The 12,387-nt window shown below is 48.0% G+C and carries 9 protein-coding genes; 2 read left to right on the top strand and 7 right to left on the bottom strand.

The genetic code is table 11. The annotated features are described in order from the left end of the window. Nucleotides 1–152 precede the first annotated feature (152 nt). Nucleotides 153–1,118 (bottom strand): IS481 family transposase, encoded by a 966-nt coding sequence (locus TALK_RS03080; RefSeq protein WP_085616525.1) that lies wholly within the window; start codon nucleotides 1,116–1,118, stop codon nucleotides 153–155. 147 nt (nucleotides 1,119–1,265) lie between these two features. On the opposite strand from TALK_RS03080, the gene TALK_RS03075 reads away from it, so the two are divergent. After that, a protein-coding gene (locus tag TALK_RS03075; protein ID WP_139833723.1) for an IS5 family transposase occupies nucleotides 1,266–2,014 on the top strand; the annotation gives its coding sequence in 2 pieces (ribosomal slippage) (nucleotides 1,266–1,596 and nucleotides 1,596–2,014; 750 coding nt in all). Between the two features lie 366 nt (nucleotides 2,015–2,380). On the opposite strand, the gene TALK_RS03070 is transcribed toward TALK_RS03075, so the two are convergent. The 6 genes from TALK_RS03070 to TALK_RS03045 all read right to left on the bottom strand — a co-directional run bounded on the left by TALK_RS03070 (nucleotide 2,381) and on the right by TALK_RS03045 (nucleotide 11,503). Continuing rightward, entirely contained in the window at nucleotides 2,381–2,770 is a 390-nt protein-coding gene (locus TALK_RS03070) for a response regulator (protein ID WP_085615783.1), read from the bottom strand. Further along, the gene (locus TALK_RS03065) at nucleotides 2,757–5,195 is read right to left on the bottom strand and encodes a sensor histidine kinase (RefSeq protein ID WP_085615781.1); all 2,439 of its coding nucleotides are present in this window, start codon (nucleotides 5,193–5,195) and stop codon (nucleotides 2,757–2,759) included. The genes TALK_RS03070 and TALK_RS03065 overlap by 14 nt, the downstream gene beginning before the upstream one ends. 224 nt (nucleotides 5,196–5,419) lie before the next feature. Further along, complete coding sequence (locus TALK_RS03060) at nucleotides 5,420–6,769, bottom strand: HlyD family type I secretion periplasmic adaptor subunit (protein WP_085615779.1); 1,350 nt, start codon at nucleotides 6,767–6,769, stop codon at nucleotides 5,420–5,422. Further along, nucleotides 6,766–8,898 carry an ATP-binding cassette domain-containing protein gene (locus TALK_RS03055; RefSeq protein ID WP_169714926.1) on the bottom strand — a complete coding sequence of 711 codons (2,133 nt, stop codon included), beginning with the start codon at nucleotides 8,896–8,898 and terminating at the stop codon, nucleotides 6,766–6,768. The genes TALK_RS03060 and TALK_RS03055 overlap by 4 nt, the downstream gene beginning before the upstream one ends. A 1-nt stretch (nucleotide 8,899) precedes the next feature. After that, a complete protein-coding gene (locus tag TALK_RS03050; RefSeq protein WP_085615775.1) occupies nucleotides 8,900–10,594 on the bottom strand; it encodes an ATP-binding cassette domain-containing protein in 1,695 nt (564 codons plus the stop codon). Between the two features lie 147 nt (nucleotides 10,595–10,741). Next, nucleotides 10,742–11,503, bottom strand: coding sequence for a response regulator (locus TALK_RS03045; RefSeq protein ID WP_085615773.1), 762 nt, complete (start codon nucleotides 11,501–11,503; stop codon nucleotides 10,742–10,744). 158 nt (nucleotides 11,504–11,661) lie between these two features. On the opposite strand from TALK_RS03045, the gene TALK_RS03040 reads away from it, so the two are divergent. Then, the coding region (locus TALK_RS03040; protein WP_139833703.1) for a hypothetical protein at nucleotides 11,662–12,387 on the top strand (726 nt) is incomplete at its 3' end.

Raw genomic sequence — 12,387 nt, 5'->3', positions numbered from 1 at the left:
TCTCTCTAATCGTAAATTTGCTGGTAGGATGAAACACCACGGAACTGGTGACCGACAGATCCGTAACTAGCTTGGAAAAGAAGGAAGATTGGCGTTGCCGACGTTACTCTTCTAGTTTGCCATAATCGCAATGTTAGCTGCTGATTCTAAGCCTAGGTGTTTAGTCCCGGCATTTGATGGATCGGATTGAGTTTGAAGCGTTCTGGTTCTTTTGTCCATATTTTGCAGATGTGTTCATATGGCGTCAGGCCACCGAGCGTCTTGAGTCTTCGGGCGAAGTTGTAAGCGTTGACGAAGTGGGTCAGATGGGCCTCGAACCGGGCGTGACTGTCATAGTGATAACGTTTGACAGTCGCTTCTTTGATTGTCCGATTTATGCGTTCAACCTGGCCATTGGTCCAAGGATGCTTGATCTTGGTAAGGCGATGCTCAATGCCATTTTCCTGGCATCGCATATCAAACATATGGGTCGTATACCGTGCTGTTGGCCCGTCAGCATAACGGGGCGGGAAGGTGAACTGGATGCCGTTGTCGGTCAGCACGGTGTGGATTTTGTAGGGCACCACTTCGATCAGAGCCTCTAGAAATGCCGATGCTGTTACCCGGCTGGTTTTCTTCGTTACTTTGACGAAGACGAACTTGCTGGTGCGGTCTATGGCGACGGTCAGATACAGCTTTCCCTCGGCTGTTCTCACTTCGGCGATGTCGATGTGGAAGTAACCGATCGGGTAGGATTTGAACTTTTTCTTTACCGGTTTGTCTCCTTCCACATCGGGTAAGCGGCTAATGCCGTGGCGTTGGAAACAGCGATGTAAAGACGAGCGGGTCAAATGCGGGATCGTTGGCTGCAGGGCGTACAGACAGTCATCGAGCGGCAACAAGGTGTGTTTGCGAAGCGCCACAACAATGGCTTCCTCCTCAAGCGTCAGGACGGTCGATTTGGGAGTATGCGGTCCGGTCCGACGGTCAGATACCGTGGTTCGCTTCTTCCATTTGGCGACCGTCTTGGGATTGATCCCATAACGCATGGCAAGGGTTTTCAGGCTCTCTTGACTATTTTGTATCGCTCGACGCACCGCCTCTGTCGTGCGGGCGCATCCATGTAGAATTTGTCCCATAATGAACCCTTCCATTCTGATGATAAAAATACACCATCAAATGCCGGGACTAAACACCTAGGGCCAATCGACATTTAATTGCTGGGATTCCCAAAGCGGACCAATTTTGATTCACTCCCACCGTTTTAACGGTCAGTGGAGAAGATGATGAAACGCTACGAACTGAGCTCCGAACAATGGAGCAGAATTGAAGCCATTGTTCCCGGTAAGCAGGGAGACCGGGGACGCAGCGGGAAGAACAACCTTCAGTTCGTAAATGGCGTGCTTTGGGTTTTGCGTAGTGGTGCGCACTGGCATGACTTGCCGGAGCGGTATGGCAAATGGAAAACAGTCCATAAGCGTTTCACGCGCTGGGCCAAGGCCGGGGTGTGGGAAGAGGTTTTCAATGCTCTCATCGAGGCGCCGGATAACGAATATCTCATGATCGACTCAACGATTGTTCGGGCCCATCAGCAGGCTGCGACAGGAAAAGGGGGGCACAAAATGAGGCTTTGGGGCGTTCCAGAGGAGGACTAAGCAGCAAAATCCACATGTGTGTCGATGCTCTGGGACGTCCTTTGCGTTTGCTCCTGACCGGTGGGCAGCGCAATGATTGCACAAAGGGCCTTGAACTGATTGATGGTTTTCGTCCATCGCATGTGCTGGCAGATAAAGGGTATGACAGTCAGGAAATACTTGACGCCATCGCCGCCATGGAGGCTGTTGCGGTTATTCCACCAAGATCCAATCGAAAGCAGCAGCGCGACTACGACAAGGAAATCTATAAACGCAGAAACGTTGTCGAGCGGACGTTCAACAAGCTCAAGCACTGGCGAAGACTGGCCACACGTTATGATCCTAAGGCCTGCTATTATCTGTCTTTCGTATATCTCGCCGCTGCTATCCTATGGATGTAAATGTCGATTCAACCTAGGTTCTAAAGGGCCATGGCATCATGATGCGTTCCGAATGGAATATTTGCCTGACGTGTCAAAGAAGACCGATTTCGACTTGTTCTCCCGCAATGTAACCTTGTGAACGTAGATATTTATGCGATTTATCCGGAGCAACAGAACCTGTCAGCCAAAGTCCGCATTTTCATCTATTCCCTTCACCAAAACGGGTAGAAACGCGTCTCGGCAAGGATCAATAGCAAAATAGTTCTATCTGATCGGCCTCAAAGGAAATGCTCGAATTCCTCCTCCGCCAACGACTGGACTGAAACGATAAGGAATAGCCTTCTCATCTGCCGACAATAAATTTCAATATCACGCAGCCATCGTTCACGACCGATGGAACATATCCCGTATTTGGTAGCATAATTCTTCAATTTCATATGGTTTTGATAATACGCCAATCGCCCCCAAATCCATGTAAGACTGCACATCTTTGCCACGAACTCTGGCAGTTGCAAAAATAACCGGTATATCTACGTAGGCTAGATCCGCCTTTAATTTTGTAATAATTGTAGGCCCATCATCATCGGGAAGCATCACATCTAGAAGAATCAGATCAGGCTGGCTGTTTTCCAATTCATTGAACAGGGCTTTGCCATCCGGGCAGATAATAACCTCGAACCCGCCAAACTCTACCAAAGCCATTTCAATGATGAACTGTATATCTACATCATCTTCAACGACAAAAATTTTGTTTAATTCCTTATTTTCGTTCATTGCTCGTACTCAACCAGTGAAGATCGTATTTCAACGACCCATTACTTATATTTATCAATATCTCTTCCACCCGAGTAGCCAAACTTTCCTCATCTTCCTCAGCGGGAACAGTTTGAACCTTTCTGATAAAGGCACCGCTTTCAAGATAAAGTACGGCCTGTGCCCGGCGAGATATTTCGATAAGTTCGATGTGCTCAAAGTTTGCTGATTTGCCTTTTAGTATGGGCTGTATCATTCCGTTATTACTCGGACCAACAGCAACCACTCCTTTTTCAGCTTCCTTCTTGAGAACAGCCGTTTTCTTAACTGGCAAATCAATATAAAAAACTGATCCGACACCTGCACGAGAACGGTAACCAATCCGCCCTCCGTTGCCTTCCATCAAAGATTTGGTGATCGCCAGTCCCAAACCTGTCCCGTTTGCTTTCTTTGTATTTGAACCATCTGCCTGCCAAAACCGGCTAAACATGTGTGCACGTAAAGACGGTGGAATTCCCGACCCCTGATCAATCACGGACACCCTGACGTCGCTTCCGACGGCTGCAACGATGACATCGATTGTCGTATTGTCACCGCTATATTTCGCAGCATTGGACAACAGGTTATTCATCACCTGCATTAAGCGCCCTTCATCTCCAAGAACCTCAAAAAACTGCGTTGACGGAATAATCCTAACTTTCTTGCCATGCTTTCGCACATAGGGAGTAAATGCATCGATTGAACTTTGGACAAGTTCTCCAATATCAAGGTCTTCAAGAGTGAAGCTGATTTTACCATTCTCAAGTTTCTCAAGATCGAGAATATCATTCACCAAATCTCCGAGCCTTTTGGAGTTATCCAAAGCCACATCAAGAAGTTTTTGAAGCCGATCCGACTGAGGCACAACGGCATCGCGCTTCGCAAGGGATAAAGCCCCCGTGATTGAGGTCAAAGGTGTTCTCAATTCATGGCTAACCGAAGAAATAAACTCTTCTTTGAGCTTTTCCACCTCTTTGCGTTTCGTGATGTTTCTGATCAGCAAAGTCACAAGCCGTTTATCTTCAATTTCCATATACTCGCCGATGGCGTACTCAATCGGTACATCCGCACCATAGACAGGATAAAGAACGGCTTCTTTCATGATCCGCTGCTGATCATGATTGAAACGATCCGATGTCGGAATCAGAAATACTTCAAGGTCACGAATATCGATAAAGTCGACAATGTTTTTGCCAATCAGCCGTTCCACGGGGCACTTAAACAATTCCCCGCCAGCATTATTGCATGATTGTATTCTGCCGTAGACATCCACCGTGATAATCGTATCAACCACATTATCAAGAATGGACTGAAGCTGGTTCGCACTATCTCGCAAACGCAACCGGGCTTCTTCAAGTTCTCTCGTTCGCGACGTTACACGGGCTTCAAGCACGCTATAGGAAACATTGATATGTCCCAGCATTTCACGAAAACTACTTGAAAGGCGTCCTACTTCATCATTACCCAAATCGGGTAACTCAACATCAAAATATCCTTCGGTGGCAATCCGCGACGCGGTTCTTTCAAGCATCCGCAAAGGGCTACTAAGTTTTCGTCCGACAAAAACAGCCAACAATGCGGTAATCAAAATGAAAGTAACCGCAAACCCCACAATATTTGCAACCAGTCTTTGAACCGGAGCAAGAGCCTCTGTCTCGACACGTCCAACATCGAACGTCAACACGAGTTGGTTTAATGGCGATTTTAATTCAACAATGGAACTTCGGGTCAGGAGCCCCATATCCGTCGGCCACGACCACTCACCAATTTTTTTTCCTGTTGCATTAGACAATTTGAAAAAGAATGGCGTTTCCTCGTTTGGCGCCAAAACATCCGATAAATTGCCAAGATGGATACGTCCCCGCAAAACACCTTCGATGCTTTGGGTTCTATCATCAAACACCGGATAGCTTATCGCTATGTACGATTTCCAATTATCCGCAGCTTCATGATAGACAGCACGAACGTCACCGGCAATTGCATCTGCAAAACCTGGTTCGCCAGAGATGCTCGATTGTGGGTCAATATTGGATTGCGCAAGAACATGACCATTCAAATCAAAAAGACCAACATCTGTATACAGGCTATCCGAAGCCCGAAACCCTTGCAAAAAGGGAATCAGATGCTTGCTCTTTTCATAAGGGTTCACAATCCCATTAAGAACCAGACTGGATGTTGCAAGGTTTTTTAGGTTGTAGTGAACCGTCTCCAGATACAAGGCCATGCGGCTTGCCCCCGCATAAGCTTCACGGTCCAACTCTTGTTCTACTTCCCGCAAAATCTGGTTGTGAACAAATAACGTTACACTTACACCTGCAATGACCGTAAGGCATGTCATCATCACGACACTGCCCAGTGCGAATTTTCGGGACAAAGCAAGATTTGACCAATATTTCCGGAACAACATCCATCCCCTATTAAATGACTTACGGGTAGTCAGATCACTATCAGATTTTTTCCCGAAAGCGTCCCATGAAGTCACCTGATGCTTGGAACTCTGTATTGCATTTATCCCATTAAGAGCAGCCCGCAGAATGCATAGAAAGACCGTTCAAACCGAAACTCAAACAAGAAATACAATTCATTAAGAAGATAGGCGCGTCGCAACATTGCCCATCTTCCGTTAAACGATCATCTCTCTCGAAAGGCGCTGTCAAAGCTTTTGATAACAGGCGACATGATTGCCTCAAGAAGCATTTTCTCACCGGTCAGGATGTCGGCAATAACCGTCATCCCCGGCGATATCGTCAAGTCAGCATTCTCACCAACATAAGAACTTTCAAGAAGAATATCAGCCTTGTAGAAAGGAACCCCTTGTTCATCAATGAAAGTAGTTGGAGAAATTTGGGAAATTTCCCCCGGAATCGTGCCAAAACGAGAATAGTCGTAGGTTAGCACCTTGATGTTTGCTTCCTGCCCGACATGAACATGCCCGATATCCTGCGTCGAAATACGGGCCTCAACCTTAAGCTGGGTGTCATCGGGAACAATTTCCATCATGGTTGCTCCGGGATCAACCACGCCCCCAATTGTCTTGATTCCCAAACCTTTGACTCGACCTGAAACTGGTGCACGCACCAACAAGCGGTCCACTCGGTCTTGTGCACGGACAATTGCCACCCTGGTCTCTGCCGCTTCGGATGCCAACTGGCTTAATTCCGTTGCAATTTCGGACTGATAACGGGCACGTGTCTCGATAATTCTTTGGCGAACTTCGCCAATACGTTCACCCACACGTGATGCTTCAAGCACAAGTACTGAACGATTATCGACAAGGCCGGCCAGTTCCCTTTCGTCCTCAATCAAATCCATGCGAGGGAACAAACCTTTTTCAGCCAAAATCCGGCGGCCTTTTACCTGCTCATTCTTCAAACGGATCTGCTCGGCAACACCTGCCGCTTGACTTTTCAGCGTTGCGCGTTCTGCCTCGCGTTCTTTTTCCTGCTGCCTGAGAACCTCAATCTGCGAAGAAATTGTTTCGCGCTTGGTTGAGAGTTCGTATTGGACAGCCTGTGCAATATCGGAATATTCCTTATCAAAATCATCGATATCGGGGATGTTGTCACCACGTGCGGCGGTCAAAAACTGGATCCGAAACTGCAATCCGACCAAACGGGTTTGCAACTGATCAAGTTCCGATTGTGCAATATGCGGAGAGAGCTCAACAAGAATGTCCCCCTGTTTCACATATTGGCCTTCGCGGACATCAATTGACGAGACAATCCCCCCCTCAAGATGCTGAACATTTTGCAAGGAGCCGGATGGGACAACTTCGCCAGAGCTTGCTGAAATTTCCGTGATCGGCATAAATGCCGACCAAGTAATCACACCTGCCATGACAGCAAAAAGAGAAAACGTTGTCAGCAAAGACAACTTGCTCGACGTTTTACGATCAAACAACTGACTCGCCGTAATCGCATTATTGCTCCAGGAGCCTTTGCTCTGCGCAGTCACAGCTTTTTTATACGTCTGTTCGGTCATGACGAGGTAGCCTCTTTCTGGCGGACGATGTCTTTTGGAGCACAATCACGCACAATCGTTCCTTGGTTCATCACCAAAATTCGATCCGCAACCGAAATATAGTCCGGTTCATGCGTCACAATGACGATGGTTGTGTCGTCACGTATCTGCCGAATTGCCGACAAAAACGCTGTTCTGGCCTCAAGCGATGATGCGTCCGGCTCATCGATAAGGATCAGTCGGGATCGCGTCATCAAGACCCGAGCAAGGCCAATACGGCGCAGCAAAGAACTATCCTGTGCCATATCACAAATCCGAGTTTCATAACCTGCTGGCAATCGGCAAATATCGTTGTGGATAGCATGTTGTTCGCAGCCCTCAACAATTTCCGCATCAGAAAACTGTTCACGCCCCATTGCTAAGAATTCACGAATGGTCACTGGTAACATATTGGTGTCACGCGATAGATATCCAACAGACTGAAGCAACACAGACTGAGGAACCTGTGCCGGAAAGACTCCATCAATGGTTACAGTACCAAGCTGAGGCGAATTCAATCCGGCAATTAGATCAAGGACAGTCGACTTTCCAGAGCCATTTGCCCCGGTAACAACGACCATTTCGCGCGACTGGATTTCAAAATTCAGGTTGCGCAAAGCAGGAGCCTGCCCGCTTTGATAGTTAAACAGCACGGATGAGAAGCTTACTCGGCCATCAATCCCTGCACCCTGTCCACCCAATGCATGACTGCGCACTGACTCAGGGCTATCGTCTGCCCGATAGGTAGCATTTTCAATCAGATTGGTAATTTCTTCACGACGCAGCACAGCCTCAAGAATCGATGGGACAGGAGACATCATGCGCCATACCACGGCAACAACCGCGATAAGTTCGCCCGGTCCGATGATTTCGTTCATTGCCATAACCGCGCCAAATGCCAGCGAGATTGCAACAATTAACGATGTCAGCGTGCTTGTCGCAATCCTGGCATAGGAGAAGGTTTTTTGCCGTTGCATTTCCGCTTCGGCAAGACGTGCAGAAGCATTGGTAAACCGGTGATGCCAACGTGCACCGCTACCTTCTCTTTTCATTGCAAATAACCGGCGTGATAATTCATCACAGATCACCCCGTACTCCTCAGCCCTTCTCAGGGCCGATTTGGTCCGTTCATTTGCATATGACAAAAGACGCAGGATGAAAATGCTGCCAACCCCCAGCAGCACAACAGGAATAAGCGCAAGCCATCCCCCCAGAAGACCGAGTACGGCCAAATACGCAACAAAGATCGGAAGCTCAAGAATAGCCGTCCCGATCGGGCCTGTAACAATATTACTAAGCCGTTCGTGATCCTTGATAATTGCCGACGCATCCCGACTGTTAAACCGTCGCGCCAAGGCAACTGACATCCGCATCAATCTGGAATTTCTTGCCACACTGACTTTAAGATCAAGAAGTGCCGCCGCGTTAGCAAGAATACGACTACGCAACATGCGCAAGCAGAACTCGGCAAAAGTTGCAATCACAAGCCCGACAGTCAGATACAGCAATGCGTCAACGCTTTGCGTTGGCAGAACCTGAGAATACACCGCCAGCGTAAACATGGGCATGGCAAGAGCAAGCAAGCTGGCAACAAATGTAATCATCGCAAGCTGAAAAACGGAATTTTTTGAACCCGACAATGCTGTTTTCAACCAATTGAACTTGGTCTGGTTAGCCTTCTTATCAGCGCGCCCCGGATCATTACTTTCCTGCAGGATAACTGCACGCCCCCGCGCACCCAAATCGGGCATCGCATGTTCGAGGCCGGTCTCCGGGGAAAGACATTGAATCTCTCCGTGCACGCCAGGTATAAAGATATACAATTCCCCATCTGACGTTTCAAAGGCAAACAGGTTTTCATTCAACAGCAAGTCTTCAAGTCGATGCCGCTGAATTTTAGGCGAAATTGACAAGGTTAGGGCGATTTCCGCAATTTCATCGAACCTGAAATCACCATCCATCTCCCGCAGGCTTGCCATGTCAATTGGCGTAATGCTTGCCCCGGCAAGATAAAACAGCTTGCGGACCCCGTCATAACGCACATTGTTCAACAAGTTCCCCAAGCTATCGATACTCGGCGTAAGGCCTGGGGGCATCATCTGAACTGCCATATCAGGCCTCCTTCGCCGGTTGTGCATCGATAAGCTGTTTATCTTCGAGAACCAGTTGACGGTCGCAGATTGACGTCAGGGATGGACGGTCCGTCAGGATAATAATTGTCGCTGTTTTACGCAGCATTTTGAGAACTTTGGCGAACCGCAATTCACTGCTGGCATCAAGCGACAACGTCGCATCATCAACAATGATGACTTTGTTATTCGCAGCCAGCCCCCGGACAATTGCAATTTGCTGCAATAGCCCATTTGGCAGCTTGGTAGGATCGTCGCCAAGCACCGTGCTGTACCCATCAGGCAACCGTTTGACTGGCACATCAAGCCCGATCAAATGACATAGGTACCGAACATCCGCATACCGATCTTCCTGCCCACAACTCAAAACATTCATCATCTGTCCACGAGGTAACTGCGGCAAACGTCCCAGAAGTGTAATCTCGTTACGGATTGCTTCTGCATTGCTGGCATCAAGAAGAGTCTGATCGAATTTTACTGTCCCTTTATACGGAACAAGACCAAGCAAACTGTAAGCTAGAACAGACTTCCCGCTGCTTGTATTGCTTCTGATTGCGACAGTTTCTCCTGATGCTACGGACAAATTGACGGCAAGAACCACACCGGTTTCTTCGCTTTGAACCGTACATGAGGCCGTAATGGCGGGCGGTTTCTTGAACAAACGTTTTTCCCCCGCCCCTGTCAGTACATCAAATTGATTGTTCGCCGCGTTTAAGAGCGCCTTTCTTTTTGCCCTGTCACCAGCACTACTGCCGCCCACAATAATTTCATAAACGCTGCGCATGGGTTCCAATGCTCGCCCGGCCAAAAGGGTAAAGGCGGCAAGTCCCCCATGAGACAAGTTGCCTTCCAGAACGGCGAAACTCCCTGCGACGACTACACTACCAATCATCAATTGGGAAAAAAGACTGTAAACATTCCCAATCGTCATCGAGTACTGTTTTTGCTTACGGAAACGAAACGCCTGTCTTTCATATAGTCGGGACAGGCGATGCAGAATCGGGGTCTCTACTGCCAATGTTTTTATCTGAGCCAAACTATCAAAGGTCCGGTCTACGAAATCCTGCTTGTCGGTATTTCCAGACCGCAACCTCTCTGACGCCCGACGATGCTGCACAGCAAGAAGAAAAGACCAAAACCCGAAAATCAGACAAATACCAATCGGCAGCAGAACCAACTCCCCGGTGATCAAGCCAATCACACATAGGAAAGCGAATGCAAACGGGATGTCTGCAACACTCTTAATCATCAAAAGTTTTCGTTCGCGCCTAGGCAAGCTTTGCGCAAGTTTTCCCAACAAATCATTCAGCGACATGTTGGTACGTGTCGGATGACGTTGAGACAAAAGTGCTTCGATATATCTTGTTCGCGCAACGTGATCCAGCCTGGCCGTCACACGCGATTCAAGTGACAAACGCACAAGACGAAGCACAAGATCGATGCCCACAATCACCGAGATTCCAAAGATCAATACAGCAAGTGTGGGAAATGATTTATTTGGAATAATCCGATCATAGATCATCAAAATACCAAGAGGCAGAGCAAGAGCCAAAAGGTTAATCATCACCGATGAGGTAATAATTGCCCCGGCCTCAGCAAACCGTACTCTTATTTTTGGCGCATCAATCCGATGTGCACGAACTGGTATCGGGGCAACGTCGGACGAATATTTGGCCATTCTAAGCTCCCGTTTGATGTGCAGGCGTCGTCAGCACAAGCAACTTTATGATTAGTCTGAATAGTGCATCAAAGAGCTAATCCATACAGCCTATATGGTGTTAGAATATTGTTGTCTCTTTGTTGGGCTCATGCCACTTGCCCTTAATCAGTCATCCGTTACCGCACCCAAGACACTATTATTATCTTTCTGCGATGCCTTAAAAATATACCCCGCACCTCTTACTGTCTGAATCAGACATGGATTTCCGGGGTCCGTTTCAATGTTTCTCCGCAACTTGACAATCATGATGTCGATACTCCGGTCCATATACTCCCACTCACGACCTGAAATTGCGACCATAAGATCATTTCGCGTCAAAACACGTCCTTCATTCCGCACAAGATGAGCAAGAAGATTTGCTTCATTGGCCGACAGTACGTGCTGCGTCCCGTTATGATGAGTAAGCCGATATGTCGTCGTATCGAGTTGCCACCCATCAATTTTTAACGTTGATGTGTCTGTTTCTGTTGGCTCATGGGGAACTTCTACCGTTACCTTTTTGTAACGCCGTAAAACGCTCTTAATACGCGCCAAAAGTGCACGTGGTTCCAATGGCTTGGGCACATAATCATCTGCGCCAAGTTCCAACCCGACAATCTGGTCTATATCTGTATTTTTTCGGGAAATCAGGATAATCGCGGTATCTGATACTTCGCGAAGTCGGCGCGTAATGTCAAATCCATCTCCATCGGGAAGCAAGATATCAAGCAATATCAGATCAAAATTTTTACCCGATAAGCAGGCCCACATTTCTTGTTCTGTAAATGCGACTTCAACGTCGTACCCCTCATCAAGCAGGTACACTTCCAGGAGTTTGGTGATATCTGGATCATCATCAACAATCAGGATACGGCGCGCTTGCTGCAAAAATGCCTCCGACAGGATAACCGCTCAGCCAACAAAACAATAACATTTCACAACCATAGCAGCATATGTTTTATCTTCTTACTACGTAATGATCATTGTGCTTCCTATATTCAGGAGCAGGATATAATTTTTTTTGATCAGGACAGGGACGCGTCGCTATGGCCTATACCCCCGAACAAGTACAGTTTCTGGTTCCCAAACTTTCAACTGGAAATAGTCCTTTTTCCCTTGCGCTGATGCGACAGCAATCTGCCTTGGCCAGCGTCCATACCGGCGATCGTGATCCCTATGATCCATTTAGCCCAAACATTGATCAATCCGGCTCGAACCAGCCCTTTTCTGATATCGAGCTGACCTCGAACGATTTTCAGAACCAGCTTGGATCAGGAAACAACTTTCCTGGTTCATATGAAGGCGACACCGATTCCACCTCATTTTCGGCTAATCCGGGCAGCAATGGATCTACGACTTCTGAAGCGGCAGGTCAGCCCGTGAATGAAGGTGCTCCAAACGCAGAACAGTTTTTTTCTCCTGAGTCCCCATCTGCGACCGGAAACAACAACTTCAATCCTGCTGGCTCTTCCGCCCCCAACCGCTCAATTGGCGGCGGCGGTGGCAGTGCATCAAGCAGTGCCGAAGGTTCTTCAACCTCATCTATTTCAGAAACCCAAGCCGATACTCCTACCCTGTCAGTATCAGCATCTACATCCGGCGCCGAAGACAGCGCCATTGCGATTGATATCGATGCAGGCCTCACTGATGCTGGGGAAGTGCTGTCGGTAACCATTTCCAATATTCCTGAAGGCGCAACCCTCTCGGCGGGAACGGTTAACCCGGACGGCACCGTCACCCTGACCGCTGACGAGCTCGATGGTCTGACCATC

Source organism: Thalassospira alkalitolerans, from assembly GCF_002115745.1.
GTDB classification, from domain to species: Bacteria; Pseudomonadota; Alphaproteobacteria; order Rhodospirillales; family Thalassospiraceae; genus Thalassospira; species Thalassospira alkalitolerans.
Note: the sequence above shows the minus strand (reverse complement) of the source record. Positions and strands in the feature narration are given on the sequence as shown.

Excerpts from the sequence above, each read along its gene's own strand:
- TALK_RS03080 (WP_085616525.1), bottom strand. The coding sequence starts at position 1,118 with ATGGGACAAATTCTACATGGATGCGCCCGCACGACAGAGGCGGTGCGT.
- TALK_RS03070 (WP_085615783.1), bottom strand. The coding sequence starts at position 2,770 with ATGAACGAAAATAAGGAATTAAACAAAATTTTTGTCGTTGAAGATGAT.
- TALK_RS03065 (WP_085615781.1), bottom strand. The coding sequence starts at position 5,195 with ATGTTGTTCCGGAAATATTGGTCAAATCTTGCTTTGTCCCGAAAATTC.
- TALK_RS03060 (WP_085615779.1), bottom strand. The coding sequence starts at position 6,769 with ATGACCGAACAGACGTATAAAAAAGCTGTGACTGCGCAGAGCAAAGGC.
- TALK_RS03055 (WP_169714926.1), bottom strand. The coding sequence starts at position 8,898 with ATGGCAGTTCAGATGATGCCCCCAGGCCTTACGCCGAGTATCGATAGC.
- TALK_RS03050 (WP_085615775.1), bottom strand. The coding sequence starts at position 10,594 with ATGGCCAAATATTCGTCCGACGTTGCCCCGATACCAGTTCGTGCACAT.